This window comes from Kribbella sp. NPDC049584, from assembly GCF_040675555.1.
Taxonomy (GTDB): Bacteria; Actinomycetota; Actinomycetes; order Propionibacteriales; family Kribbellaceae; genus Kribbella.
In genome coordinates this window covers 313,204-339,653 of sequence record NZ_JBFAPF010000008.1, presented here as the reverse complement: position 1 = coordinate 339,653, position 26,450 = coordinate 313,204, and the positions used below count along the sequence as shown (strand labels likewise).

The window sequence follows — 26,450 nt, the reverse complement described above, 5'->3', positions numbered from 1 at the left end:
GGCCGCCGAACCGTGCGTGAGTTGACGGTGCTGTACGACGCCCACTGCGGACTGTGCCGCCGGTTCAAGGACTGGCTGGCGGCGCAGCGACCGGCGTCGAACGGGGAGGGCGGCGTGGTGCGCCTGCGGTTCGTCGCGGCGGGGTCGGCGGATGCGCGGGCGCAGTACCCGACGCTGGATCACGAAGCGACGTTGCGCGAGGTGACGGTGATCGCCGACGACGGGTCCGTGTACGTCGGCGATCGCGCCTGGATCGTGTGCCTGTGGGCAACGGGGGAGCACAGGCACACCGCCGTACGGCTGGCGAGCCAGGCGATGCGACCGGTGGCGCGGGCGATGGTGCAAGCAGCTGCGGGACTGCGGCGGTTGAGCGGAGGTGACTACGCTGACGGATGTGACGGACGGTGCGACCGCGAAGGGTGAACAGACGCGCGAACTGATCCTGTCGACCGCGCTACGGCTGTTCCGGGAGCAGGGGTACGGGAAGACCACGATGCGTGCGATCGCCACCGAGGCCGGGGTCTCGGTGGGCAACGCGTACTACTACTACGGCTCCAAGGACCACCTGATGCAGGCGTACTACGACCTGCTCCAGGACCAGCACCGCGCAGCCGTCGAGGAGCTCCTCGCGTCGGAGAAGGCGTTCGTGCCGCGGATGACCGGCGTACTGCGGACGTGGCTGGAGGTGGCCGCGCCGTACCACGAGTTCGCAGGCACGTTCTTCAAGACGGCGGCGGATCCCAAGAGCCCGCTGTCGCCCTTCAGCGAGGAGTCACGGCCAGCGCGGGATGCGGCCGTGGACATCTTCCGCCAGGTGGTGGAGGGCTCGGACCTGAAGGTTCCGGCGGATCTACGAGCCGAGTTGCCGGAGTTGCTGTGGCTGCTGCAGATGGGCGTAGTCCTGTTCTGGGTCCACGACTCCAGCGAAGACGTACGCCGCACCCGCGCCCTCATCGACCGAGCCGTCCCCCTGGTCGACCGCCTACTCCGCCTAACCCGCATCCCAGGCGTCCGCGGGGTAGTGACCGACCTCGTGGGCCTGATCCACTCAATCAAGCCGTAAGAATTCCGCGCGGGTGATTCCCCCGCGTGCGAGTGCTAGCTGGTCACGCCGCCCGGGCAAACCCTGGCGGCTGGGCTGTTCCCCGCCGCAGCACGCGAGGGCAACTCCCGTTACTCGCCGGTGCTCCCGTCGAGGCGTTCGCGGAGGAGGTCGGCGTGGCCGTTGTGGCGGGAGTATTCCTCGATCATGTGGATGTAGAGGTAGCGGACGGAGTACGGCTTCTCGTGTCCCGGGCGGATGAAGGTGTCGTCGAGCGAGTACCCCGCGGCCAGCGAGTCCGACGTCTTCACGATTTCGCGGAAGTCCTCGACGTCCTGCTCGGCCTGGGCGGGGTCGGCCAGGTCGAAATCGCCGTCGGGGTGTTCGGCGGTCCAGTACTTCGGGGGTGAGTCGTGGCCGGCGAGCGCCCGGTGGAACCAGTACTTCTCGACCTCGCTCAGGTGCCTGACCAGCCCGATCAGCGACATGCTGGACGGATCGACGGTGCGCTGAACCAGTTGTTCGCCGGTCAGCCCGGACACTTTCCAGAGCAGTGTGCCGCGGTGGTAGTCGAGGAATCCCTGCAGGAGTGTGCGCTCGTCGGCGGCCGTGGGTGGGTCCACCCGGAACTCAGTCGTCACGTGCAGAACCTAACCGTGTGACAAGGGTCCTGTGAATATCCGGCGGGTGTCGGCCCGCGATGCCGTAGACTGGTCACGACGGCCCGCCCAGTTCTGCCTCGGGCCGGAGCGCGCAACTACTTTGCGCCAGCAGTCGACCACCACGCGCCGCGGCCCACCAGGCCGCGCCGGGCAGGACGACCCCCGACTTTTGGAGTACTTCTATGGCGGCCCGCCGCCCCACGTCTACAACCACGCCCACGCAATCCACCTCCCCGCGCCGTACCGCGAGCGCAAACCCGCAAGGCTCGGCCGCGTCCACGCGACCGCGGCGCCGACGCCGTTCGGATGCCACACGCAACAACCAGCCGGCCACGCAGTCTGTAGTTGCTGAAGACAACGAGACTGTTGCTGTTGACAACCATGTGTCGGCGGAGATTGCCCCCGACAACCGCACGTTCGCGGAGCTCGGCGTGCCGGCTCCGCTCGTTGCCGCGCTGGACGCGTCCGGTGTCACCAAGCCGTTCCCGATCCAGGCAGCGACGTTGCCGGATTCGCTGGCCGGCAGGGACGTTCTCGGCCGCGGCCGGACCGGATCCGGCAAGACCTACGCGTTCGTACTGCCGGTTCTCGCCCGTCTCGCCGCGAGCGGCACGAAGCGCCGGCCCAATCAGCCGCGCGCTCTGATCCTCGCGCCGACCCGCGAGCTCGCCACGCAGATCCAGGCGTCGATCACGCCGCTTGCGGACACGCTCGGCCTGCGGTCGATGACGATCTTCGGCGGTGTCGGACACGGGCCGCAGATCAACGGCCTGCGCAAGGGCGCCGACATCGTCGTCGCGTGCCCGGGCCGGCTCGAGGACCACATCCAGGCTGGTCACGCGAAGCTCGGCGCGGTGGAGATCACCGTGCTCGACGAGGCCGACCACATGGCTGACCTCGGCTTCCTTCCCGCCGTACGCCGGATCCTCGAGGCGACCCCGGCCACGGCCCAGCGGTTGCTGTTCTCGGCCACGCTGGACGCCGGTGTCGACGTTCTGGTCCGGCGCTTCATGAGCAACCCGGTCACGCACAGCGTCGACTCGGCGCGCTCGCCGGTCGCCAAGATGACCCACCACGTGCTGCACGTCCAGCCCGACACCCGGCTCCCGGTGCTGGTCGATCTGACCGCTGCGCCGGGGCGTTCGCTGGTGTTCACGCGGACGAAGTACGGCGCCAAGTCACTGACCAAGAAGCTGATCGCCCAGGGTGTCCCGGCCGTCGAGCTACACGGGAACCTGTCGCAGGGCGCCCGGACCCGCAACCTCGAGGCCTTCTCGGACGGTACTGCGAAGACGCTCGTCGCGACCGATATCGCGGCCCGCGGCATCCACGTCGACGGGGTGACGCTGGTGATCCACGCCGACCCGCCGATCGAGCACAAGGCGTACCTGCACCGCTCCGGCCGTACGGCGCGCGCCGGCGCCGAGGGCACCGTGGTCACGCTGATGACCGACGAGCAGGTCCGCGACGTACGCGATCTGACCCGCAAGGCCGGCATCGCCGCGACGGTCACCAAGCTCACCACCGGCGACCCGCTGCTGTCCGAGCTGGCCCCCGGCGAGCGCACCTACGTCGAGCCGCCGGCGAAACCTGCCGTGGAGACCTCCGCGCCGCGCGGCGGAGGCGGCCGATCGGGCTCCCGCCGCCGTTCCGCTGGATCAACAAGCCGCACCGCCAGCTCGGCCGGCCGCCCGGCGAGCTCAGGCGGATCTGCGGGGCGGACGGGCGGCGCCGCTGGTTCCGCGCGCGGCTCGGCCGGTTCCGCGGGTCGCTCTACCGGCTCGGCTCCGGGTTCGGTCGGCTCCAGCCGCCGCTCGACCGGCCGCGGCCGCCGCCGCCGCGGCCCAGGCAAGCAAGCCGCCTGAGCCCAACGCCGGGCAGGCAAGCCGCCTGAGGCGCCTTCCGCTCGCCCGCCGAGACTAGGGGCAGCCCAGCCGCCTGAGCGAGCACCGATCAGTCGTTGAGACCCCGCCGGGGCAGCGGGGGCTCAGCGCGTTTGGAAGGCTACGTTGGTGGTGTGATTCGTACTGTTCTGGGGGACCTGCGGCCCGACGCGCTCGGTATCACCGACTCGCACGACCACCTGTTCTTCCGCTCGGCGGCCCTGCCTGGTCAAGAGCTGGACGACGAGGTGGCCGCGGTGGCCGAAGTACGGGCGTTCGCGGACGCAGGTGGTCAGGCGATCGTGCAATGGACGCCGTACGGGTTGAATCGGCGCGCCGAGCTGCTGCCTGGAATCTCAACCAGCACAGGGGTTTCGATCGTCGCGGCGACCGGTCTGCATCGGCGTGAGCACTACCCCGATGGCTTCGTCGACAAGGTGCAGGACCAGCTGGCCGAGATCTTCGTCCGCGAGCTGACCGCGGGCATCGGCGACACTCAGGTGCGGGCGGGTCTCATCAAGGTGGCCGGCGGTTTCCACGTCCTCGACGCCCACGCGGAGCTGGTGATGCGGGCCGCGGCTGAGGCGCATCACGCGACGAACGCGCCGATCGCCGTCCACCACGAGCTGGGTTCGGCGGCAGACGCAGTACTCGATCTGCTGGTCGACAAGCTCGACGTACATCCAGGTGCGGTCATCCTCGGGCACCTGAACCGCTTTCCGGATCATCGCGTCCACCTCGAGTTGGCGCGGCGGGGTGCGTGGCTGGCCTTCGACGGGCCGTCGCGGGCCAACAACGCCACCGATCCGCGGATGATGGACTGTCTGGCCGCGCTGATCGACGCCGGGTACGCCGACCGCCTGCTGCTCGGCGGCGACACGACGACCTCTCGCGCGCGGGCCGCCACCGGTGAGGGCCCGGGCATGCCTTACCTGCTGACGCACCTTCGCCCGCGGATCACGCGGTACTTCGGTGCTGACGTCGCGGATGCCGTGTTCCGGAACAACCCAGCGCGTGCCTTCACGACAGACTGGCGGGCCTAGCGGTACCTTCCGGGCATGAGCGTGATCGCGCAGGTCTTCGTCGTGATTGCTGGCGTGTTCCATGTCGTCGTGTTTGCGCTGGAGAGCCTGCTGTTCCGCAAGCCGAGCACCTATCGGCGGTTCCTGGTCAAGGACGACACCGAGATGGCGGCCGCGCGGCCGTGGGCGTTCAACCAGGGCTTCTACAACCTGTTCCTGGCGATCGGCGCGCTCGGCGGGCTGGTCTGGGGTGGCGACAAGGGGCATGCCATCGCGCTGTTCGCGTGTGCGTGCATGGCCGGTGCCGGCGTCGTACTGGTCGCCTCTGATCGCCGGATGGCTCGCGCCGCGGCGACGCAGGCTGTGCCGCCGATCCTCGCGTTGGTGCTCGCAGCCTTGACTTAAAGTCCACTTGAGGACGGAACCTTCTCGGCATGACCACCCTTGCCGAGCCGACCAGCACCGACACCGGCGGCGTCCTCTCCCCCCAGTACCGCGCACTGACGATCGGGATGGTTGCCCTGATCACCCTGGTCGCGTTCGAGTCACTGGCCGTCGCGACTGCGATGCCGACGGTTGCACAGGCACTCGACGGCCTTCGTCTGTACGCGCTCGCGTTCGGCGGACCGCTTGCCTCCGGAGTGGTCGCGATGGTTGTCTCCGGCACCTGGAGTGACCTGAAGGGTCCGGCTCGCCCGCTCTGGCACGGTACGGCGTGGTTCCTGGGCGGGCTGCTGATCGCGGGATTCGCGCCGACGATGGAGGTCCTGGTCGTCGGCCGGATCATCCAGGGCTACGGCTCGGGGCTGCTCACGGTCGCGCTGTACGTCGTCGTCGGGCAGCTGTATCCGGCCCGGCTGCGCCCGAAGATCTTCGCTGCGTTCGCGACCGCGTGGGTCGTCCCGTCGTTGGTCGGGCCGGCGATCGCGGGATTGATCGTCGAACACACCAGTTGGCGGTTCGTGTTCCTCGCCGTACCTGCGCTTGCGGTGCCGGCCGCTCTGGTGATGCGACCGGGGCTAGCGGGAGCGGGCGCGCACGAAGTACGTCCGGGAAAGCTGTGGGACAAGCGAGCGATGTGGGCGGTCGCGGCAGCGGTGGGAGTCGGGCTGCTGCACTATGGCGGGCAGCAGCGGGGCGTCCTCCAGGTCGTTCTGCTGGTGGTCGGGCTGGGTGGCGTGATTGCATTCGGGCCGCGGTTGTTGCCGTCCGGGACGTTCGCGTTCGGGCGTGGACTGCCGTCGGTGGTCGCGCTGCGTGGGCTGGTAGCGGCATCCGGGTTCGGTGCGGAGGTCTTCCTGCCGCTCATGCTCACCCGGGAGCGCGGGTTGTCGCCGGCGCTGGCGGGACTGGTGCTGACGGTGAGCGCACTGAGTTGGTCGGCGGCGTCCTGGTACCGCGGACGGCCGAATCAGCCGTTCTCGCACTCGGTCTTCCTGCAGGGCGGCATGGTGCTGATCGTGCTGGGGATCGTCACCGCGACGTTGACGCTCAGTCCGCAGGTGCCGGTGCTCGTCGGGATTCTGGGGTGGAGTCTGACCGGACTCGGGATGGGGACGGTGTTCCCGACGCTGTCGGTACTGACGCTGGACTACTCGGAGCGGGACGAGCAGGGCGCGAACAGCTCCGCGGCGCAGCTGAGCGATTCGTTGTCGACAGCAACGGTATTGGCGATCGGCGGGTCGTTGTTCGCGGCAATCGAACCGCATTCCGACATCACGGCGTACGTCGTGGCGTTCGGACTCCCGGCACTGCTCGCATTGCTTGGCGTACAGGCGGCTCGGCGTACTACTCCTTAGAGCCGGTCACTGCGATGCTGGCGCCGAGGCCGATGATCATCAGGCCGCCGGTGCCGCCGACCAGCTCGAGCCGGCGCGGTGAGCGGGCGAACCACTCGCGCGCCGTACCGGCCACGACGGCCCAGACACTGTCCGAGCAGAGCGCGATCAGGATGAAGATCAGCCCGAGGACGAGGATCTGCGACCACGCCGGGCTGCTGGCACCCTTGTCCACGAACTGCGGGAGCACGGCCGCGAAGAACACCGCGGTCTTGGCGTTGGTCACGCCGACGAGAAAGCCCTGACGCACGGTCTTGCGGCTGCTGCCCGGCTTCACCCCGCTGGCAAGCGCCTCCGCCAGCGACTTCCGCGATCGGAACGCCTGGACGCCGAGATAGATCAGGTACGCCGCTCCGCCGAGCTTGACCACGGTCAACGCGATCGCACTGGCCGCGATCAACGTGCCCAGCCCGAGCGCGATCAGCACCAGCATGACGGCAGCACCGAGCGTGTTCCCCACCATCGTCAAGACCGCTTCGCGCCGCCCGACCGCGAGCGCACGCCCCACGATGAACAACACGCTCGGCCCGGGAACCACGATGATGATGAACGCAGTGATCGCAAACGCAAGCAGATGATGAGCGGACGGCATCCACCCAGGATAAGCGAGACGAGTGCCGCTCAGCTGGCCGTGGCCACGGACTGGCGGATGGCCTCCGTGAGCGAGCCGAGGTCTTGAGGACCGTCGTGACGGTGGTTATTGATGAAGAAAGTGGGGGTGCCGGCTACGCCGCTGCGGTCGGCCGAGTCGATGTCCTGGGCTATCCGCGTGGCGAAGTCGTGGGAGGTCAGGTCGGTGCGGAAGCGTTTGAGGTCCAACTGCAGTTCCTCCGCGTACTTCAGGATGTGTTCTAGTTCGAGGTTCTCCTGATTGGCCAGGAGCAGGTCGTGCATTGGCCAGAACTTGCCCTGCCGCCCCGCGGACTCGGCTGCCTCCGCCGCCAACTGAGCATGCGGGTGCACGTCATGCAGCGGCAGGTGGCGCCAGACGTAGCGGATGTCGCTGTTCTTTGCGAGCAGCTCGCGGGCCGTGGGCGCGGCCATCTGGGTCCACGGGCATTCGAAGTCGCCGTACTCGACGACGGTGACGACTGCATCCGCCGGACCGCGCAGATGGTCGCGGCCAGGATCCACCGGAGTCGCCAGGTCGACCAACTGGCGACCGCTGCCCAGCAACGCCCTTGTGTGGCCGGCCAATAGGCGGTAGAAGCCCAGCGTGATGACAGAAGCGGCGACAGCGGCCGCGAGTACGCCGATCTTCGCTTCCTGCAACGCCGTACCAGTCAGAGCAAGGTCGGCGATCAGCAGTGACACCGTGAACGGCACTCCGGCGATCAGTCCACTCCCGACAACGCCCGCCCAGCCGACGGACGGCCGCACCGAGCCGTGCGTGGTCTTCATGAGTGCCCACGACGTGCCGGCGACAGCAACCGGCTTGCCGATCACGAACGCAACGAACAGACCGACAGCCACAGGTGCCGTCAGCGCGTCCGACAGCAGACTCGGCCGCAGCGAAATGCCCGCGTTCGCCAGGGCGAACAGCGGCACGATCAGATAGCTCGTCGCGCTGTGGTACGTGTGCTGCAGGCGAGCGTTGGCCGACAACGTCCCGGTCAGCCCGGTGGTCGCCTCCCGCACCAGCTCCGGCGTCGGCTGCTCACGGAACAGCCGGACCAGCGTGGTCGCCTGCTCAAGTGCATCCCGCCGAGGCAGGTACGCCGAGGTGGCCAGCCCGACCGCCAGACCTGTGACCACCGGGTCGATCCCACTCGCCAGCAGCGCGCACCACAGCACCACGGTGAGTGCGGCAAAGAGGACCCGCCGCTGCCGGTACGGCACCCGCCTGGTCGCCAGCAGACCGCCGTACGCCGCGATCGCGACCAGCAAGCCGACGACATGCACCTCGCTCGTGTACGCGACCGCGATCACCACGAGCGCCACCACGTCGTCGACGACGAACACGGTCAGCAGGAAGGTTCTGATCCGGTCCGGCACCTGCTTGCCGGCCACCGCGAGCACGCCGAGGGCCAGTGCGGTGTCAGTCGACATCGCAGCACCCCAGCCGTGCAGCCCGTCACCGGAGTGGTTGAACGCCAGGTAGATCAGGACCGGTACGGCCATCCCCGCCAGACCGGCAGCGAGCGGGAGGACCAGTCGGCGGCGTTCACGCAGCTCACCGAGGTCGAACTCGCGGCGTGCCTCGAGTCCGACGACCAGGAAGAACAGCGTCATCAGTCCGCTGTTCACCCAGGTCCGGAGGTCGAGGTTCGCGGACAGCGGTCCGATCCGGATCGGCAGCTCGGTCGTCCAGAAGCTCTCGTACGCCGTGCCGCTGAGGTTGGCCCAGATGAGTGCGATCACGATCGCGGCGACCAGAACGGCCGCACTGGCCGCCTCGGTGCGCAGGAATGCGCGCAGCGGGCTGGTCGCGGCACTGGTCCGCGACATCCCGCTGGGGTCGAGCTCGGTCATCTGTTGTTGATCTCCTGCAGCGTCCAGGTGTTGCCGTCCGGGTCGCTGAGCTCGGCCATGCTCGCGTACGGCCGGCGCTCGGGGTCCAGGCCGGGGGCGAGTTCGCCGGCCCAGGTGTCGATCGGCTCCTTGTGCTGGACGTCGCCGACCTTGATGCCGTTGGCAACCAGTTCTCGATGAGCGGCCTCGAGGTCGTCGACGACGAGATAGTTGGTCCGCGCGGAGCCCGGCGCCGCGTCGGTCAGCCCTTCGCCGAACTGGATCGAGCAGGCCGAGCCGGGCGGGGTCACCTGGACGACGCGGAAGCCGTCGCGCGGGTGATAGTCGACGTCGACGCTGAAGCCGAGCGATCGGTAGAAGGCGAGCGACGCGTCCACGTCGCTGACCGGCAGAGTGACAACTTCGATTCGGTAATCCATCACATATCCAGAACGAGATCGGTCGTCGGTCGGGTGCAGCAGAGCAGCGTCTGACCGTCGGGCGGGGGTTCGAGTGGGGTGGGAGAGTAGGTGACCTCTCCTGACAAGAGTGGAGTGACACAGGTCTGACACACCCCGGTGCGGCAGCTCCAGCGGGTCGGAACATCGCACGCCTCCGCCAGCTCGAGCAGACTGCCGTCCCGCATCGCAGTGGAGATTCCACTGCGGGCGAAAGTCACCTGCGGTCCGTCGCCGGGTGGCCCGTCCGGCTGATGCGGCGTACGGGCGGTCTGGTCGACCAGGCCGGGGTTGATCGCGGCTAGCGCACCGAACAGCTCGGTGTGGACCTGAGTGATCCCAACTGCGCGCAATGCGGCCTGCATGTCGGTCATGAAGGCCGCAGGTCCGCAGATGTACGCCGTTGCGTCGGCTGGTAGCGCTAGCTCGGCCAGCTTCGCTTCGGTGAGCCGACCGTCGATCGAGCTGTAGTAGATGCGCTCGTGGCCATTGGGCATCTGGGCGAGCAGTTCGTGCGCCTCGGACGCTAGCGGGTGCTCGGAGGGACCACGGGCGGTGTGGATCCACCAGACCTCGCGAGAGCTACCGGCCAGCGCATGCAGCATCGCCAGCACGGGGGTCAGCCCGATACCGGCCGAGAGCAGTACGACCGGCGTAGTGCCGTCTTGCAGCAGGAAGTCACCACGAGGTGCGGCCACGTCGACGACCGCTCCGGCAGCCAGCCGGGTCATGTAGCCGCTGCCAACTCCATGCGGCTCCCGCTTGATACTGACGCGGTAGTCGGTCGTTGAGGACAGTGAGTAGCTGCGTACGGCGTCCGGCAGGCGGAAGGTCAGGTACTGGCCGGGGCGAGCCGGAGGTAGGTCGCTGCCGTCGATCGTGGCGAGGCGCACGGAGAACACGTCGGTGCTCTCCGGAACCACTTCCGTCACGCGTAGCTGGCGAAAGCCGTCCCACGCCGGTTTCGGCTTCTCGTCCGCGGCCAGCAGGTCCTGGAACGACCCCAGCCACCCAGGACTCAACGCAGGGATCTGTACGGCGACCTGCAGCTTGGCCCGATCCCGGTGCGGCAGATAGAGCAGTGCGTCCGTGTCAGCCACGCTGAGCGCACCGGGACCGGTAGAGACCTTCACGATCGGGTCGCCGGCCTGCACCGGTCCTTCGGTGATCACGCGGCAGTAGAACCCTGGCCGGTGATGGCTGACGAGCAGTGCGGGCAGCTCGGGTTCCCCCATCCGCAGTCCGACCCGGTAGCACGTCACTCGCGGCTGTGTGACCTCGAGTTCGGCTCCGCCGATCCGGTACCGGTCGCCGATGCACACCTCGTCGTCGGGGAGCCCGTCGATCGTCAGGTTCTCGCCGAACTGCCCGTACACGAAGTCGTCCCGCCCGAAGTGCTTCTCCCAGTGACGGTACGAATCGATCTGGTAGACCATCACGGCACGCTGCTCGCCGCCGTGGCCGGCTTTGTCGCCTTGCCCGTCGCCGTCCAGGTTCAGCCGCCGGACCATCACCGGCCCGTCGACCGACTGCTTCCAGACTCCGGTGAAGACTGTCTTGCCGTTCCATTCGACGTTCTTCGGCATTCCGACGTTGACCGACAAAACACTGGCTGCGTTCATCCGGACAGTTCCTCCACAGTCAGGTCGCGGTCGACACCATGCGAGATCACACTCTGACCAGGCTCCTGCCGCATCCGCTTCCCGTCCAGCTCCACCTCGACCTTGTCCGGTTCGAACGACACGAAGCCCGAGATCCGGCGTACTTCGGTCCACGCGTCCTCGTACGACCACGCGGCGCGTGCCGCCGTTCCGATGTCGTAGTAGCTGCACAGGCCCTTGTAGGGACAGAAGGTCTGGCCTTCGACCGGTGTGAGTGCGCCGTCGGTGACGTCTTCGCGCGGTACGTACCAGCGCGGCGCGAAGCCCGACTCGAAGAGCACCAGCGGACGTGACGTGTCAGCGATGAGCTTGTCGCCGTCGCGGACGATCAGGTGCCGGCTGGTCTGGCGGATGTCGATCCGGTGGTACGCGTCGGCCGCGTGGCCGACGATCCGCTCGTCCTCCTCGTAGAAGGCATCCATTGCCCGCCACGCGAAGGCGACCCGTCCCTTCAGTTCGCTCGCGTACTCCGGCAGCTCCACGTGCTGCCACGCCGAACGCGGCCTGCTCGTGTCACCGGCAGTCACCGTGTACCAAGCGGTCGCGCCGAGGTCCTTGTGCTGCGTGGTCCGGTCCTCCGACTTGAGTACGTCGGCCACCACATCCTCAACCGGGAAATACGCCACCGGGTATCGCGCCGGCTCATGCAGCAGTACGACGTCCTCGCTGTCGGCAATCCAGTTGTCGCCGAAACGGACCCGCATCCGCCGCCGCGCCGGCTCGGCGTACAGCATCCGCTCCGGTAGCTCGACCGGTACCAAGAACCGTCCGATCGCACCGGTCCCCAATGGACCTTGTTGCCAGGCCAGTCCCATCACACATCTCCGTTCAGGTCAGCAGAACGCTTACGGAACACAAACGGCTCCGACGACTGCTCGTCGCACCGCTAGAGGGTGCGACAGGCGTGAATCGGTTCGCATCCGCCACTGGCCAGCCACTCGGCGATGCCGGCAAGCGGGGATACCTTGAGGCTGTGCTTCCTCTCCATCGCTCTGCTGAGCTGACTGGGCGCGAGACAGAATGCGATGCGCTCGATCAGCTCATTAGTGCGGTGTGCTCAGGGCAGAGCCGGGCGCTGGTGCTGTCCGGCGAGGCTGGGGTCGGCAAGTCGGCCCTGATGGACTACCTGGAGGCTCGGGCGCACCGCGGGCAGGTAGTACGGGTTTCGGGTGTGCAGTCGGAGATGGAGCTGGCCTTTGCCGCTCTCCACCAGGTGTGTGCGCCTGCGTTCGATCTGCTCGACCGGTTGCCGGCGCCGCAAGCCGAGGCGTTGCGGACTGTGTTCGGCATAAGTGCCGGACCACCTCCGGACATGTTCCTGATCGGTCTGGGTGTTCTGAGCCTCCTGGCGGAGGCTGCAGTCGACCAGCCGCTGCTGTGCCTGGTCGACGACCAGCAGTGGCTGGACCGCTGTTCTGCGCAGATCCTGTCGTTCGTGGCTCGTCGGCTAGGTGCTGAGTCCCTTGGCCTCGTCTTCGCCACCCGTGAGGTCGGACAGATCCTCACCGGATTGCCGGAGTACCAGATTGGTGGCTTGCGTGATGCAGACGCGCGTTCGCTGCTGGACGCCGTACTGACCGCGCCGATCGATGCGCAGGTGCGCGACCAACTGGTCGCTGAGGCGCATGGGAACCCGCTGGCGTTGCTCGAACTGCCGCGTGGGTTGACGCCGGCGCAGTTGGCCGGCGGCTTCGGGCTTCCCAGCGTGACCGGCATCGAGGAGAGGTTCATCCAGCGAGTGACCGTGATGCCGGCCGAGACTCGGCGACTGCTCCTGCTTGCCGCGGCGGAGCCCTCCGGCGACGACGCGTTGGTACGACGGGCCGCCGTACGGCTCGGGATCGATCCGCAGGCTGCCACTCCGGCGACCGATGCGGGGCTCGCGGAGTTCGCGAACCGAATCCGGTTCCGGCACCCGCTGGTGCGGTCGGCGGCGTACTGCTCCGCGTCGGCAGCCGAGCAGCGCGAGGTCCATCAGGCGCTGGCCGCGGAGACCGACGCGGCGTCCGACCCGGATCGGCGCGCGTGGCACCGGGCGCAGGCCGCGGCCGGGCCGGACGAGGAGATTGCGGACGAGCTGGAGCGGTCGGCCGGGCGGGCACAGGCCCGGAGCGGCTTTGCGGCAACAGCTGCGTTCCTGCAGCGGTCCGCCGCGCTGACGATCGACCCGGTCAAGCGAGCCGCGCGGGCGCTGGCAGCCGCACAGGCCGAGCTGCAGACCGGCGCGTTCGACTCGGCGGCCGAGCTGCTCGCCATGGCCGAGGGGGAGCAGCTCAGCGAGCTCCAGCGGGCCCGGGCGGACCTCGTACACGCACAGCTCGCGTTCCTCACCAACAGAGGGAACGACGCGCCGCAGCTGATGCTGAAGGCTGCCAGGAGGCTCGAGAAGGTCGATGTGGCGCTGGCGCGCACGACGTACCTGGATGCGTTGTCGGCGGCGATCTTTGCTGGGCACCTGGCCACACCGGACGGCGATGTGCTCACTGCCGCGCATCTGGCCGCTGCTGCGCCGCGGCCCGACGTCACGCGCTGTGTAGACCTGCTGCTCGAGGGCTCTGCGCTCTATTACCGGGACGGGTACGCAGCGGGTGCTCCGACATTGCACAAGGCGCTGGCCGGCTTCGGCCCCAGTCTGTCTGTCGAGGAGGAGCTGCAGCTGCTGTGGATGGCCACCACGACGGCGCTGCGGTTGTGGGACGCGGAGAGGTGGGCGCAGTTGTCCCGGCGGCACATGGAGCTCGTGCGGCAAACCGGAGTACTCAGTGATGTCGCGTTGGCTCTTACCTCGCTGGCGTATGTGTCGGTGTTCGCCGGTGACCTGGAGACGGCCGCCACTCTGACCGACGAGGTGGAGGCGGCGAACGAGGTGACCGGTGGCAAGCTCGCGCCGTACGGTCGGCTCGCGCTGGCTGCGTTCCGTGGGGACCGGTCCGAGACGCTGGCGCTGGTCGAGGTGACGCAGCGGGACGGTCGTCGGCGGGGTGAAGGGATCGGGGTCGCGTTCGCAGACTGGGCCGCCGCGGTGCTCGCCAACGGGCTGGGCCGGTACCAGGACGCGTTCGATGCGGCTCAACGTGCAGGTCAGGACCGCTCGATGATGCTTTCACCCAGTGAGCTGGTGGAAGCGGCGGTCCGTACCGGTGCGATCGACACTGCGCACCGGGCCGCGCAGACGGTCGAGGAGATGGCCAACGCGACCGGGACGGACTGGGCGCTCGGAGTGTCCGCGCGATGCCGTGCGCTCGTCACGGCCGGCGAGACGGCCGAGGGGCTGTACCGCGAGGCGATCGCCCACCTGGAGAAGACCGCACTGAAGGTCGAGCTCGCACGCGCGCAACTGCTGTACGGCGAGTGGTTGCGGCGGGAACGGCGGCGTACGGATGCCCGCGAGTACCTCCGCACGGCACACTCCGGCTTCGAGACGATGGGCCTGGCCGGATTCGCCGACCGTGCCCGCCGTGAGCTCCAGGCAGCCGGCGGCACCGCCCGCAAGAGAGTCGTGCCGACACGCACCGAGCTGACGGCACAAGAGGCCCAGATAGCCCGCATGGCCCGGGACGGCTTGTCCAATCCCGAAATCGCCACGCGCCTGTTCATCAGCGCCCGCACTGTCCAGTACCACCTCCGCAAGGTCTTCTCGAAGCTGGAGATAGCCAGCCGCAGCCAACTGGACCAGGTCTTGCCACGCTAGTCACCCCTGCGCAGTTCCGGGGGTTTCGGCCGCTACGCTGCTGGGACGGTTTCGGTGTGGGGCTTGAGCGAAGGTGGCTGCAGGTTGACGGGTTTGGCTGTGGTCGCGCATGCCCTGACGCCTGCGTTGCAGGCGCTTGTGCTTGGCGGGGACGTGGATCCGGACGCAGAGGGTCTGGAGGCGGCGCGGGAGCTGAAGCTTTCGGCCGACGTGGTGTACGCCGGGCCCGAGCGGGCCGCCGTACGGACCGCCTCCGCGCTGGGATTCGACGCCGCGGTCGAGCCTGCTCTGCGGGACCGTGAGTACGGCGAATGGGCCGGGCGCGAGCTGGAAGAGTTACTCGCCGCAGAGCCGACGCAGGTGGCGGCATGGCTTGACCGACCGCACACCGCGACACCCGGCGGCGAGACGGAGAACGACCTGATCGGGCGGGTCGCCGATTGGCTGGGCGATGTTGCCGAGCGCCACAAAGACCACAGCTCGGTGCTCGCGGTCGTGCATCCTGCGGTGGTCCGGGCGATCGTGCTGTACGTCGTCGACGCGCCCGCCGAGTCGCTCCGGCATGTCGACGTACAGCCGCTGGCGATCGTCAACCTGTCCCTGCACGTCGGCTCCTGGTCACTCGCCCTGCACTGAACGACCGACCTGACCGTCGAGCTCGCGATCGTCACCAGGATGTCCACAGGTCGGCGGTTGACGGGATGCGGCGGACCTCGTCGCCTGGCAGACTGCGGTCAGTCCGGTCTCACGCCCAGGTGACCGGCTGTCACGGGGAGTCACGCCATGGACGAGCTGGCTGAGAGGTATCGCGCCAATCTCGAGTTGCTGGAAGCTGCCCGAGTCCGTCTGCAGGCAGCGGTCGACTCGGGTACCGGGGGCGACGCCGAGCGGCGAAGGCTGGCCACCGTCAAGGAACTGCTGACGCCGGTCACGGAATCGGCGTTGGATGCCGAGGGCAACGTTGTAGCCGTTCAACGGCCGCGGCAGTTCCTCAAGGTCGATGTGGGCGGGCAGGGGCGCGCTGTCGAAGTACTCGGCGATCTCCAGCACGCGAAGAACGTCGCGGTCCTGGTGCCCGGGATGGGGAACAGCCTGGACACCTTTCGTGGACAGTCCGACCGTGGCGATCTGATCCGGCAGGAGGCCGGTCCGTCGGAGACCGCTGTCGTGGTGTGGCTCGACTACGACTCGCCTCAGGGTTTGATGCAGGCCGCGAGCAAGAATGCGGCGCTGGAGGGCGGGCCGCGGCTGGCGGAGTTCCTGAACGAGCTCGACGGGTTGAAGGCTGACGGTGCCGAGGTCACGGCCGTCGCGCACTCGTACGGCACCGACGTACTCGGGCAGGCGCTGCTGGACGGCGGACGTGCCAAGCGCGTGGTGATGACCGGATCGCCGGGCATCACGAAGTACGTCGATGAGGCGGCGGACTTCGTGCAACCGCCGACCCGTCTGTACGTCGAACGCGCGCCGGGGGACTACGTCGCGTACTCCGAATGGCACGGGCCCGATCCGGCGACCTTCCCCGACGCGATCCGGATGGCCACGAACGATCCGATCGCCAACGACGAGGCGGTCTCGGTGCACTGGCACAACGAGTACTACCGCCCGAACAGCGAGGCACTCCGCAACATCGGCCGGGTAGTGCGCGGTGATTTGGCGTCGATCACGACGACGGACACCAGCCGATCCGCGGAGACCAAGTTGATCCTCGGCACCTCATGGGGCGGTCCGCTCAACGCAGTCGCCGGCGCAGCCTCGAAGGTGTACGACGGTCTTGTGCCACTGACCAAGCCATCACACCCCTCCCCCCGAGCCACCGCCTCGGGCGCCGGTGAGGGGACGGGTACTGGCGGGCGCGCTGGTGCTGCTCGGGCGACCGGGGTGACACGCGGTCGGCGAGCGGAAGGGCCGAGGCGATGATCGGGCGTGAGCTGATGGGGAGTCAGTTCGTGGCGGCGGCCGTGGTGCCGGGTGGCGGCGAGTGGGGTGCTCGGGAGTGGACTGGTGCTGCTGGATGGGGTGCTGGTTCTGGGGCTGCTTGGGTGGTTGGGGTTGTACGGGGTTGGCGGGTGGGAGGGGTGCGGGGATGACGGACGGGCGGGAGTTTTTGCGGAGTGAGTTGGTGGCGGTGGCGGCGGCCGTCGTACCGGATCAGCAGCCTGTGGTGACGCATGATCCTGGGCCGGTGAACCCGGGTGTGTTGTTTGACGGGCGCGGTCCGGCGACCGTCTGCCGGGTGTCGGTTGAGACGGGCAATGCGAAGGACCCGGATCCGGCAGCTGCGGTCGCGGCTGCGGCGGACGTGTTGCGCGCACGAGGCTGGAACGCCGAGGTCGCCGCGCCGGAGAACGGGCATTACCGGGTTGCCGCGTCGCGTGACGGGTTCGAGGTCGCCGTACACGCCTGGGCATCGGACTGGCGGATAACGTTCACCGGAGAGACGCCACTGGTTTCCTGAGATCGAAACACGGCCTGGTGTCGCGTGCGTTGGCCGCACGGTGTATCACGGATACCGTGACGTTGACCGAAGCGCGAAACTACCTCCGCTCGGAGCTCATGGCGGTAGCGGCGATCGTCGTACCGGACCAGACCCCGACGGTCACCCAGGACATCGGCCCCGCCGACCAAGGCGCCCTCTCCGACGACCGCGGCCGCGAGTCCGTCTGCACGATCACCGTCGAAACCGGCGATCCGACAACCCCCGACCCGATCGCCCAAATCGGCTTCACCGCCGAAACCCTCGAGGCCCGCGGCTGGAAGGTAACGGTCTCCGACGCAACCGACGACCACCACCAGCTCACGGCCCGACGCCAGGGCTACGACCTGACCGTAGACGCCCACACCACCGACTGGCGCCTAACCTTCACCGGCCAAACCCCCTACGTCGACGACCTGTAGACCGCCCGGACAAGCACCCCCCGCGCTACGCAGCCGCTTCCCTCGTCGCTCCGCCCCTCTCCCGCGCGCGCTCCCCACCCACCCCCGGCGACCTAGGTGCTCAAGTACCTCGCGCTACAGCGGGCCACCCTCCGCATACTCGGATGCATTCCACGGCATCCATGGCCTCCGAGAGATGCCCCGCGCTCCCCGTGACCACCTTTCGTCTACGGACGAGCGCGACCTACGCCGTCGCCCGCGCGGGGCGGCTGTCCGTACGCGGGGTTCTCTTAGCTGGTCGCAGCTCGTTCGGCGGCGCTTCGGAGTACGCAGAATTCGTTGGCTTCGGGGTCGTGCATTACTACCCAGCCGGTGCCGTCGGGGTTGCGGTGGTCGGTGGCGATGGTGGCGCCGAGGGCGATGAGGCGTTCGACCTCTTCGTCGCGGGGGATGTCGGGTTCGAGGTCTAGGTGGACGCGGTTCTTGGCGGCCTTCTCGTCGTTGTTCTGTTCGAACAGGAGCGTCACCGAGTCCGTCACCACGGCCGCGTACGGGTCGCCGGGGTGGTCGTCGTCGGGGCGCGGGGCGTTGAGCACCTGCAGCCAGAAGCCGGCCAGTTCGTACGGGTTGTGGGTATCGAACGTCACCGATCGCACTCGAGATGTCATGCGCAGAGGCTACTTCTGGAAGAGCAGACGGTCGTGGGGAATTTCGGTCGCCAGGTACGGCGCGAAGCCCGCCGCGACCGCGAGCTCGGTGAGAGCGGGCGCGGTCCACCGGTGGACGTGGATGTTCATCGGGTGGCCGCCGTACCCGGACGTCTTATGGCTCGACTCCGAACCGACATGGAACCCCAGCAGCAGGACACCGCCGGGAGCCAGCACGCGGTAGAACTCGGCGAAGGCCTGAGGTACGACGTCGCGCGGCAGGTGAATGATCGACCACCAGGACACGACGCCCGCGGCCGAACCACCGGCGACGTCCAGCGCGGTCATGGAGCCGACACGAAAGTCGAGGTCCGGGTGGTCGCGGCGGGCGACCTCAATCATCCCGGGCGACAGGTCTATGCCGGTGACGCGCAGACCGCGCTCGGCGAGCAGACCGGTCGTCCGCCCCGGTCCGCAGCCGACATCGAGGACCGTCCGTCCGCTACCGGCGACGAGCTTCGCGAGCAGGTCGAAGGCTTCGCTCTCCCAGTCGGCGCCGTCCACCACGAGCTCGGCGTACGAGACGGCGACGGTGTCGTACGAGGTGCGGATGTCGTCCAGGAAGTCAGTCACCCGGCCGACCCTAGAGCCGGCCGGGGACAGTTTTCAGGCCTTGCCGAGGGACTGCTTCTGGCGACCCAGACCCTCGATCTCCATCTCCATCGTGTCGCCGGGAGACAGGTACGGGAACCGGCCCGACAACGCGACGCCTTCCGGCGTACCGGTGTTCAGGATGTCGCCGGGGCTGAGCACCATGTACTGCGAGAGGTCGCGGATCAGCGCCGCCACCGAGAAGATCATGTCGCGCGTGTTCGAGTCCTGCCGCGGCTCGCCGTTCACCCACGACTTCAGCGCGAGGTTCGTCGGGTCCACCTCGTCAGCCGGCACGAGCGACGGCCCGAGCGGGTTGAACGTCTCGCAGCACTTCCCCTTCGACCACTGCCCGCCGGAGACCTCGATCTGGAAGGTCCGCTCCGACACGTCGTTCGACACGGTGTACCCCGCGATACAGGCGAGTGCCTCTTCGTCGGACTCGACGTACCGCGCCTGCTTGCCGATCACGACGGCGAGTTCGACCTCCCAGTCGGTCTTGGTCGAGCCGCGCGGCACGAGTACGTCGTCGTTCGGGCCGACGACCGTGTTCGGGTGCTTGAAGAAGACGATCGGCTGCTTCGGCGGTTCGGCGCCGCCCTCGGCCGCGTGTGCCGCGTAGTTCATGCCAATACAGACCACCGCGCCCGGGCGGGCGACCGGCGCGCCGATCCGGAGACCGTCGACGGAGGCGACCGGCAGCTCCCCGGCGTCCAGGGCGGCGCGGGTCCGCGCGATCCCGTCGGAGTCGAGGAACGCGGCGTCGATATCGCCGGTGATCGGGGTCAGGTCGTGGACGGTGCCGTCGGCGGCGCGCACGTACGGGCGCTCCTCACCGATCGGACCGAGGCGGAGCAGTTCCACAGAATCTCCCTGTTTCAGTCAGTCCTGGTCGAAGATGGGACGCAGCCGGGCGCGCGAGGCTTCGATGTGCGACCGCATCGCCGCGGCCGCCTCCTCCGGGTTGCCCTTGCGGACAGCGGTCACCACTACCTTGTGCTCTCGCAACGCCTTCGTCGCGATGCCGCCACCGTAGTACAGCCGGAACAGATGCAGGTGGCAGTGTGTCCGCTGGAAGGACAGCCGGGCCGTCTCGTTGCCGGCCAGCTCCAGGACGAGGTCGTGGAACCGCTGGTCGTGCGCCGCCATCGCGCGATAGCTCTCGTACGACGGACGGTCCGGTACGTCGGTGTAGCTGAGCATCTCCGCCTTCAACCGGGCCAGGTCCTCGGACCCGGACCGCTCGGCAGCCCGCGCGGCCGCCCACGGCTCGATGTGCAGGCGGTACTCGAACAGGTCCTCGAACTCCTCGCGGGTCAGCCGCGAGGACACGCGGTACCCCCGGAGCGGCTCCTTGATCACGAGGCCGTCGGACTCCAGCCGGGCCAGCGACTCCCGGATCGGGGTCTGGGAGATGCCCAGCTCGCGGGTCAGCGCGTCGATGTTCAGCCGGGTGCCCGGCTCCACCACGCTGTCCATGATCAGGCCCTTGACCGTCTCGTAGACGTCGTCGCTCAGCACCTGTCGCTGGGGCAGGCGGGCGAGCTGCCCTGCGAGCCCAACATGCGCATCCGTCACTGTCACTCCTCCCGGAACGCTCATTCTGCCCCACACTTGACGGCTCCAGTGTGAAGCGGGAGCATCAGGTACGCAATATCCTATAGGATCTGGAGCCGCCCGATGATCATCCGCTGTCGTCGAACCGCCGTGAGCTGCCGGTGAGCACGATCACCGAGGCTACGGCCTACCTGGTCGATCTCGAGGTCGAGACGGTCCGCACCGACGCCGTGCAGTCGTTTCTGAAGCAGGAGACGATCTTCGTCTCCCTGTCGACAACGGACGGGCTGAGCGGTCTGGGGTACTCGTACACGATCGGCACCGGCGGCACAGCGGTTCTTGCGTTGTTGCGAGACCACCTGCTGCCCAGATTGGTCGGCAAGGACGCGCGGAACGTCGAAGAGCTCTGGTCGGACCTGTTCTGGTCCACGCACGCCACCACGGTCGGTGCGATCACGTCACTCGCGCTGGCGGCCGTAGACACCGCACTGTGGGATCTGCGGTGTCTACGGGCCGGTGAGCCGCTGTGGCGACTGGCTGGTGGTTATCGGCAGCAGGTGCCGCTGTACGACACCGAGGGCGGTTGGTTGCACCTGACAACCGATGAGCTCGTCGCGGGCGCGCTGGCGTCGCAGAAGGCTGGGTGGCCCGGTGTGAAGCTCAAGGTCGGCAAACCGCGAGTACATGAGGACGTGGAGCGGCTGCGCGCAGTACGGGATGCAGTGGGGCCGTCCATGGACATCATGGTCGATGCGAACCAGTCCATGACGTACGCCGAGGCGAAGCGCCGGGCCGCCGCGTTTGAGGCGGTGGATCTGTCCTGGTTCGAGGAACCGCTGCCGGCGGACGACGTGACCGGACATGTGCGGCTGGCCGAGTCCACGTCGATCCCGATCGCGGTGGGGGAGTCGTTGTACTCCGTCTCGCAGTTCCGGGAGTACGTCGCTGCCGGTGGCGCCGGGATCGTGCAGGTGGACGTGGCACGGATCGGTGGGATCACTCCGTGGCTGAAGGTTGCGCATCTGGCCGAGGCGTTCAACCTCGAGGTCTGTCCGCACTTCCTGATGGAGTTGCATGTCAGCCTGACCGCTGCGGTGCCGAACGGACGGTACGTTGAGCACATCCCGCAATTGAGGGCGATCACGCAATCAGAGATGGCTGTGGTCGACGGTCATGCGGTAGCGCCCGACGTACCTGGTCTGGGCATCGACTGGGACCAGGACGCGATTGACGATCGGAGGGTCGGATGAGTCTCAGCACGACTCGAGTCGACGCGCATCACCACGTGTGGGATCTGAGCGTTCGTGAGCAGACGTGGATGGTGGGACCGGAGCTGGACCCGATCCGGCGGAACTTCTCGATCGAGGACCTCGCGCCGCTGGCCGCGGCGGCCGACATCGCGTCGACCGTGCTGGTGCAGACGGTCGGTGTGGTCGAGGAGACTCTCGAGTTCCTGGAGATTGCCGCTGGCAACGATCTGGTGGCCGGTGTCGTCGGTTGGGTCGACCTGACGGCCGAAGACATCGCCGAGGTGCTCGACGGTCTGCTGTCGCGTCCCGACGGCTCCTACCTGAAGGCGATCCGCCACCAGGTCCACGACGAGCCGGACGACAACTGGCTGCTGCGCGCCGACGTACAACGCGGCCTGGCCGCTATCGCCGACGCCGGCCTCGCGTACGACCTCCTGACGAAGACCCCGCATCTCCCCGCCGCGATCCAAACCGCCCGCAACCTCCCGCAACTCACCTTCGTCGTCGACCACATCTCCAAACCCGTCATCGGCGAACCACTCGAGCCGTGGGCAGGCCAGCTCCGCGAGCTCGCGGCCCTCCCCAACGTCACCTGCAAACTCTCCGGCATGGTCACTGAAGCCCCGTGGACCACCTGGAAGCCCGCAGACCTCCAGCCGTACGCCGACGTCGTACTGGACGCCTTCGGCCCCGACCGAGTCATGTTCGGCTCCGACTGGCCGGTCTGCCTCCTCGCCGCCACCTACAACCAGGTCGTAGAAACCGCCGAAACCCTCACCTCCAACCTCACCCCCACCGAGCTCGACGCCATCTTCACCACAACAGCCACCAGCACCTACAAGCTGCAATAGTCAGTTAGTGGGAGGGACGAACTCGACGCGGACGCCGATGAGGCGGATTGGGCGGCGGATTTCGAACTTCTGTAGGAGGTCGAGGGCTGTGGTGGCGATGACCTCGGGGTCTTGGGTCGGGGTCTTGAGTTTGCGGCTCTTGATCGGGGTGTAGAAGCTGATGAAGCGGAGCTTGACCCAGACGCGCTGGATGGTGCGGCCGTCGGCGACGACCTCGCGGGTGACTTCTTCGGCGATGCGGCGGAGTTCGCGTTCGATGTCCGGGAGTTCGACCAGGTCTGTCGCGAAGGTCTCCTCGTGGCTGCGGGAGACCGGTTCGCGCGGGACGTCGGTGACGTGCGTGTCGCCGAGACCCCGGCCGAGGGCGGCGTACCAGGCGCCCATGTTCGGGCCGAAGCGTTTCTTCAACACGTCGACGTCGGCCGCCGCCAGCTCGGCGACGGTGGTGATGCCGAGTTCGTTGAGGTTCTTCTCCATCCGGCTGCCGATGCCCCAGAGGTCGCGGATCGGGCGGTGGTCCATCACCTCGCGCCAGTTCGCGGCCGTGAGCCGGTAGATGCCTGCGGCTGAGCCCTCGCCCGCGCCGGCGAAGGGTGCCGCGTGGGAGCGGGAGTGCTTGGCGAAGTTGGTGGCGAGCTTGGCCCGTGTCTTGTTGTCGCCGATGCCGACCGCGCAGGTCAGTGAGGTTCGCTCCTCGACGGCGGCGCGCAGCGAGACGGCCAGCGCCTCCGGATCGTCGGTCTCCGCGCCGACGAAGCATTCGTCCCAGCCCCAGACCTCCACCACGACCGGGAACGAGCGCAGCGTGTCCATCACCTCGGCCGACGCCGCGTCGTACGCCGCAGGATCCGACGGCAGGAACACCGCCTGCGGACACTTCTTGTACGCCGCCCGCACCGGCATCCCGGAATGTACGCCGAACTCGCGCGCCTCGTACGACGCCGTGGCGACCACCTGCCGTGGTTGGGTCGGATCCCCGGACCCGCCCACCACGACAGGCAGCCCACGCAGCTCAGGCCGCCGACGGATCTCCACGGCCGCGATGAACTGATCCATGTCCACGTGTAGGACCCACCAGCTCATACCCCACAGATAACCACATCAGCTCGACGCACTGGAGTACGTCAGCAAGCCGCGCCGCCAGACCAACCGAACTAGTGTCATCGCCACTACCGCAAGCCCGAGCCCGAGGGCGACCGGCGCCCAGCCCAGATCGCCCGCGAGCGCCCGCACCGGGAAAGTCGTCGCGAACGCCACCGGGAAAGCGAAGGTCAGGAACGTGCGCACCGCGCCCGGGAAGAACGCCAACGGGTACCGCCCTGCCTCCACCATGCTCAGGTAGACGACCCCGATCGGGTTCACCGACTGCAGCCAGAACGCCAGGAACGACATCGCCGACCACACCGCCGTCAGCAACACCAACCCGCAGCCGGCCAGGACGACGGCCTGCACCACTTGCTCGCACCCGGGCCGGAAATCCGACTGCACCAGCCCGATCACGAGCACAACGATGCCGCTGGCAACGTTCGTCAGCTCGGCAACGTTGATCCAGCGCAGGGTCAGGTAGAACTGACTCGACACCGGCCGGAGCAGGACGCCGTCCAGCTCGCCCTCGGTCAGGTACGTCGTCATCCGGTTCAGGTTCGGAGCCACGAACGTCGCGATCAGACCGGTGACGATCTGATACACACCGACCAGCGCGATCACCTCGGCCCGCGACCAGCCGTGCACCTCCGCCGTGAAGCCGAACAGCAGCAAGGTCGGCACGATCCCCAACCCCAACTGCACAAGACCCACCAGCAGCGTGGTCAGGAAATGCGCGCGGTACTGCGTTTCGCGAACCACCGCCTGAGCGAAGAACCGCCGCCACAGCCGGACATGCCGCCAATGCATGTGCAGACGGTTCCGGTCCAGCGAAGCCCGCTCCTCCGCATACGTGTTCATGCTCCCACCGCCGAATACGCCCGGATCCCCGCCGCCCACACGAGTCGAGCGAGCGCGCCGAGCACAACGACGTACCCGAGCTGGATCCCCAACCCGGCAAGCAACTCGCGGCCGGTCAGCTGACCGGCGACGATCTCGACCGGGAACGACACCGTGTACCGGAATGGCTGGTGGTCGACGAAACCGCGCGACCACGAAGGCATCAGCGCCAGCGGTACAACGGCTCCGGACAGCACGCTCGCGATGATGACGCGTGCCTGCACCAGCGCGCCGACGTCGTCCATCCAGAACGCCAACGCCGCGATCAGGATGTCGATCGTGAACACCAGCACCGCTCCGAGCACGATGCTGACCGCGAACAACGCCCACCGCCCAGCATCCGCCGGGAGGTTCATCGAGTCGCGGAAGATCCACCAGACGATGCCGATCATCGGCACCAGCGCGAACAGCTTCAGGAACTTCTCCGACAGGTTGTTCGCGACGAACCCGACCAGCAACGACGCCGGCCGCACCATCCAGCTCGACAGCTTGCCGAGCCGGATGTCGTTGGCCAGGAACGCCGCCATCCACGACGACGTCGCCATCGTGACGAACCCGAGCAGCACGAAGTACGTCGTGATGTACCGCTCGTCGACCGGGAGCTGCGCGCCGTTCGCGAGCGCCGTCCGCCAGATCAGCAGCGAGATGATCGGCATGCAGATGTTGGCCAGCATGAAGATGATCCACGCCCCGCGGTACACGGACTGCTGGGCGATCTCCGCCGCCGTCATCCGGCGGACGACGCGAAGGTTCCGCACGACTGTGTTCATGATGCGTCCCCCAGCGTGCTGCGGCGCAGGAACAGGTCGCGCATGATGTCCTCGACATCCGCGTCCGCGACGTCGAGGTCCACCAGCGGACCTAGCCGAGTGAGCTGTTCCATCACGACGCCGGCCCGCTCCCGATCGGCTTCGAGCTTCACTGTCTGGCCGTCGACGTCGACCGCGGTCACGCCGTCCAGGCCGTCCAGGCGTGTGCCGTCGACAGGTGTCGCGTACGTCGCCCGCACCAGCTTGCGCGGTTGCGCCGTACGAACGAGATCGTCCAGGCCGCCGTCGAACTGCAGCCGGCCGTGGTCGATGATCATCACCCGCGAGCAGAGCGCCTCGATGTCGTCCATGTCGTGGCTGGTGATCAGGATCGTCGTACCGCGCAGCCGGTTGACGTCGGCGAGGAACGACCGCACACGGGCCTTCGCGACCACGTCGAGACCGATCGTCGGCTCGTCGAGGAACAGGATCTCCGGGCCGTGGATGAGCGCGGCCATCAGCTCGAGCTTCATCCGCTCACCGAGCGAGGTCTTGCGGACCTGGACGTTGAGCAGGTGTTCGACCTCGAGCAGCTCGGCGAGTTCGGCGACGTTGCGGTCGAACTCCGCTGTGGACAAGCCGTACATGTCCTTGTGCAGCAGGAGACTCTCCATGGCCGGGACGTCCCACCACAGCATGGTCTTCTGTCCCATGACGAGCGCGATCCGGCGCAGGTAGTCGTGCTTGCGGTCCGACGGCGTGTGGCCGAGGACCTCCAGTTGTCCGGCGGTCGTGTACAGCAGGCCGGACAGCATCTTCAGCGTGGTCGTCTTGCCTGCGCCGTTCGGGCCGAGCAGGCCGACGACCTCGCCGCGGCCGATGTCAAAGGTGATCCGGTCGACGGCGAGCCGGGTCTCGTACTTGCGTTTCACGAGGCTCTTCAGGGCTCCGCCGAGGCCGGCGGTCTGCTGGTGGAAGGTGTAGGTCTTGGTCAGATCATGGGCCGCGATGACAGGCGGCAGGGCATGCACAGGTGTCACGAAAGAACACCGCTTTCGAAAGAGTCAGTTGACAGGACCGGGCAGCGCCACCGCGCAAACGCGCAGAGCGCAGGACGAGCACTTCGCCAAAAGGGTTCGGCCGGGGGACTCCGCGGTCCGTCCCGGCTGCGCGATCC

The 26,450-nt window shown here is 68.0% G+C and carries 28 protein-coding genes; 13 read left to right on the top strand and 15 right to left on the bottom strand.

Translation table 11 applies throughout. The features are described from left to right. Positions 1-12: 12 nt before the first annotated feature. Together AB0J62_RS27055 and AB0J62_RS27050 are read left to right on the top strand one after the other, a co-directional pair. Entirely contained in the window at positions 13-423 is a 411-nt protein-coding gene (locus tag AB0J62_RS27055; protein WP_363876850.1) for a DCC1-like thiol-disulfide oxidoreductase family protein, read from the top strand. Beyond that, complete coding sequence (locus tag AB0J62_RS27050) at positions 395-1,063, top strand: TetR family transcriptional regulator (RefSeq protein WP_363876847.1); 669 nt, start codon at positions 395-397, stop codon at positions 1,061-1,063. The genes AB0J62_RS27055 and AB0J62_RS27050 overlap by 29 nt, the downstream gene beginning before the upstream one ends. Before the next feature lie 110 nt (positions 1,064-1,173). On the opposite strand, the gene AB0J62_RS27045 is transcribed toward AB0J62_RS27050, so the two are convergent. Together AB0J62_RS27045 and AB0J62_RS27040 are read right to left on the bottom strand one after the other, a co-directional pair. After that, positions 1,174-1,683, bottom strand: a complete 510-nt coding sequence (locus AB0J62_RS27045; RefSeq protein ID WP_363876844.1) for a DinB family protein — start codon at positions 1,681-1,683, stop codon at positions 1,174-1,176. 73 nt (positions 1,684-1,756) lie between these two features. After that, positions 1,757-1,924, bottom strand: a complete 168-nt coding sequence (locus AB0J62_RS27040) for a hypothetical protein (RefSeq protein WP_363876841.1) — start codon at positions 1,922-1,924, stop codon at positions 1,757-1,759. A 163-nt stretch (positions 1,925-2,087) separates the two neighbouring features. On the opposite strand from AB0J62_RS27040, the gene AB0J62_RS27035 reads away from it, so the two are divergent. From AB0J62_RS27035 to AB0J62_RS27020, 4 genes are all read left to right on the top strand, one after another. Beyond that, positions 2,088-3,569 carry a DEAD/DEAH box helicase gene (locus tag AB0J62_RS27035; RefSeq protein WP_363876838.1) on the top strand — a complete coding sequence of 494 codons (1,482 nt, stop codon included), beginning with the start codon at positions 2,088-2,090 and terminating at the stop codon, positions 3,567-3,569. Between the two features lie 152 nt (positions 3,570-3,721). Continuing rightward, the gene (locus tag AB0J62_RS27030) at positions 3,722-4,630 is read left to right on the top strand and encodes a hypothetical protein (protein WP_363876835.1); all 909 of its coding nucleotides are present in this window, start codon (positions 3,722-3,724) and stop codon (positions 4,628-4,630) included. 15 nt (positions 4,631-4,645) lie between these two features. Further along, on the top strand, positions 4,646-5,014 hold the full coding sequence (locus AB0J62_RS27025; protein WP_363876833.1) for a DUF1304 domain-containing protein: 369 nt from the start codon (positions 4,646-4,648) through the stop codon (positions 5,012-5,014). Positions 5,015-5,043: 29 nt separating this feature from the next. Continuing rightward, the gene (locus AB0J62_RS27020; RefSeq protein ID WP_363876830.1) at positions 5,044-6,408 is read left to right on the top strand and encodes an MFS transporter; all 1,365 of its coding nucleotides are present in this window, start codon (positions 5,044-5,046) and stop codon (positions 6,406-6,408) included. Here the strand turns inward: AB0J62_RS27020 and AB0J62_RS27015 are convergent. The 5 genes from AB0J62_RS27015 to AB0J62_RS26995 are packed head-to-tail and all read right to left on the bottom strand — an operon-like array spanning position 6,398 to position 11,832. Next, complete coding sequence (locus AB0J62_RS27015) at positions 6,398-7,039, bottom strand: LysE family translocator (protein ID WP_363876827.1); 642 nt, start codon at positions 7,037-7,039, stop codon at positions 6,398-6,400. The two genes, AB0J62_RS27020 and AB0J62_RS27015, sit on opposite strands and share 11 nt — an antisense overlap. A gap of 29 nt (positions 7,040-7,068) precedes the next feature. Then, on the bottom strand, positions 7,069-8,919 hold the full coding sequence (locus AB0J62_RS27010) for a Na+/H+ antiporter NhaA (protein WP_363876824.1): 1,851 nt from the start codon (positions 8,917-8,919) through the stop codon (positions 7,069-7,071). Further along, complete coding sequence (locus AB0J62_RS27005; RefSeq protein ID WP_363876821.1) at positions 8,916-9,338, bottom strand: VOC family protein; 423 nt, start codon at positions 9,336-9,338, stop codon at positions 8,916-8,918. The genes AB0J62_RS27010 and AB0J62_RS27005 overlap by 4 nt, the downstream gene beginning before the upstream one ends. Continuing rightward, entirely contained in the window at positions 9,338-10,978 is a 1,641-nt protein-coding gene (locus AB0J62_RS27000; protein WP_363876818.1) for an MOSC and FAD-binding oxidoreductase domain-containing protein, read from the bottom strand. The genes AB0J62_RS27005 and AB0J62_RS27000 overlap by 1 nt, the downstream gene beginning before the upstream one ends. Next, positions 10,975-11,832 (bottom strand): DUF427 domain-containing protein, encoded by an 858-nt coding sequence (locus AB0J62_RS26995; RefSeq protein ID WP_363876815.1) that lies wholly within the window; start codon positions 11,830-11,832, stop codon positions 10,975-10,977. Before AB0J62_RS26995 ends, AB0J62_RS27000 begins: the two co-directional genes overlap by 4 nt. Positions 11,833-11,990: 158 nt before the next feature. Between AB0J62_RS26995 and AB0J62_RS26990 the strand changes: the two genes are divergently transcribed. The 5 genes from AB0J62_RS26990 to AB0J62_RS26970 all read left to right on the top strand — a co-directional run bounded on the left by AB0J62_RS26990 (position 11,991) and on the right by AB0J62_RS26970 (position 17,606). Beyond that, the gene (locus AB0J62_RS26990; RefSeq protein WP_363876812.1) at positions 11,991-14,708 is read left to right on the top strand and encodes a LuxR family transcriptional regulator; all 2,718 of its coding nucleotides are present in this window, start codon (positions 11,991-11,993) and stop codon (positions 14,706-14,708) included. A gap of 84 nt (positions 14,709-14,792) precedes the next feature. Continuing rightward, entirely contained in the window at positions 14,793-15,344 is a 552-nt protein-coding gene (locus AB0J62_RS26985; RefSeq protein ID WP_363876809.1) for a histidine phosphatase family protein, read from the top strand. A gap of 147 nt (positions 15,345-15,491) precedes the next feature. Beyond that, positions 15,492-16,628, top strand: coding sequence for an alpha/beta hydrolase (locus AB0J62_RS26980; RefSeq protein WP_363876806.1), 1,137 nt, complete (start codon positions 15,492-15,494; stop codon positions 16,626-16,628). A gap of 166 nt (positions 16,629-16,794) precedes the next feature. Continuing rightward, positions 16,795-17,166 (top strand): hypothetical protein, encoded by a 372-nt coding sequence (locus AB0J62_RS26975; protein WP_363876803.1) that lies wholly within the window; start codon positions 16,795-16,797, stop codon positions 17,164-17,166. 56 nt (positions 17,167-17,222) lie between these two features. Then, the gene (locus AB0J62_RS26970; protein WP_363876800.1) at positions 17,223-17,606 is read left to right on the top strand and encodes a hypothetical protein; all 384 of its coding nucleotides are present in this window, start codon (positions 17,223-17,225) and stop codon (positions 17,604-17,606) included. Positions 17,607-17,875: 269 nt separating this feature from the next. Here AB0J62_RS26970 and AB0J62_RS26965 read toward each other — a convergent pair whose 3' ends face one another. The 4 genes from AB0J62_RS26965 to AB0J62_RS26950 are packed head-to-tail and all read right to left on the bottom strand — an operon-like array spanning position 17,876 to position 20,461. Then, complete coding sequence (locus tag AB0J62_RS26965) at positions 17,876-18,253, bottom strand: VOC family protein (protein WP_134110799.1); 378 nt, start codon at positions 18,251-18,253, stop codon at positions 17,876-17,878. Between the two features lie 9 nt (positions 18,254-18,262). Next, on the bottom strand, positions 18,263-18,865 hold the full coding sequence (locus tag AB0J62_RS26960) for a class I SAM-dependent methyltransferase (protein WP_363876795.1): 603 nt from the start codon (positions 18,863-18,865) through the stop codon (positions 18,263-18,265). Between the two features lie 33 nt (positions 18,866-18,898). Then, positions 18,899-19,747: a fumarylacetoacetate hydrolase family protein gene (locus tag AB0J62_RS26955; protein WP_363876792.1), complete on the bottom strand. Its 849-nt coding sequence runs from the start codon at positions 19,745-19,747 to the stop codon at positions 18,899-18,901. An 18-nt stretch (positions 19,748-19,765) separates the two neighbouring features. Continuing rightward, positions 19,766-20,461 carry a GntR family transcriptional regulator gene (locus tag AB0J62_RS26950; protein WP_134110793.1) on the bottom strand — a complete coding sequence of 232 codons (696 nt, stop codon included), beginning with the start codon at positions 20,459-20,461 and terminating at the stop codon, positions 19,766-19,768. Positions 20,462-20,601: 140 nt separating this feature from the next. On the opposite strand from AB0J62_RS26950, the gene AB0J62_RS26945 reads away from it, so the two are divergent. Then, positions 20,602-21,690, top strand: coding sequence for a mandelate racemase/muconate lactonizing enzyme family protein (locus AB0J62_RS26945; protein ID WP_363876787.1), 1,089 nt, complete (start codon positions 20,602-20,604; stop codon positions 21,688-21,690). After that, positions 21,687-22,541: an amidohydrolase family protein gene (locus AB0J62_RS26940; protein ID WP_363876784.1), complete on the top strand. Its 855-nt coding sequence runs from the start codon at positions 21,687-21,689 to the stop codon at positions 22,539-22,541. The genes AB0J62_RS26945 and AB0J62_RS26940 overlap by 4 nt, the downstream gene beginning before the upstream one ends. Here AB0J62_RS26940 and AB0J62_RS26935 read toward each other — a convergent pair whose 3' ends face one another. Genes AB0J62_RS26935 through AB0J62_RS26920 form a run of 4 tightly spaced genes read right to left on the bottom strand, consistent with a single transcriptional unit; the run spans position 22,542 to position 26,313 of the window. Next, positions 22,542-23,624 (bottom strand): DNA polymerase IV, encoded by a 1,083-nt coding sequence (locus AB0J62_RS26935; RefSeq protein WP_363876781.1) that lies wholly within the window; start codon positions 23,622-23,624, stop codon positions 22,542-22,544. Positions 23,625-23,642: 18 nt separating this feature from the next. Next, positions 23,643-24,485 carry an ABC-2 family transporter protein gene (locus AB0J62_RS26930; RefSeq protein WP_363876778.1) on the bottom strand — a complete coding sequence of 281 codons (843 nt, stop codon included), beginning with the start codon at positions 24,483-24,485 and terminating at the stop codon, positions 23,643-23,645. Next, on the bottom strand, positions 24,482-25,294 hold the full coding sequence (locus tag AB0J62_RS26925) for an ABC-2 family transporter protein (RefSeq protein WP_363876775.1): 813 nt from the start codon (positions 25,292-25,294) through the stop codon (positions 24,482-24,484). The genes AB0J62_RS26930 and AB0J62_RS26925 overlap by 4 nt, the downstream gene beginning before the upstream one ends. After that, on the bottom strand, positions 25,291-26,313 hold the full coding sequence (locus tag AB0J62_RS26920) for an ATP-binding cassette domain-containing protein (protein WP_363876772.1): 1,023 nt from the start codon (positions 26,311-26,313) through the stop codon (positions 25,291-25,293). The genes AB0J62_RS26925 and AB0J62_RS26920 overlap by 4 nt, the downstream gene beginning before the upstream one ends. Between the last annotated feature and the right edge of the window lie 137 nt (positions 26,314-26,450).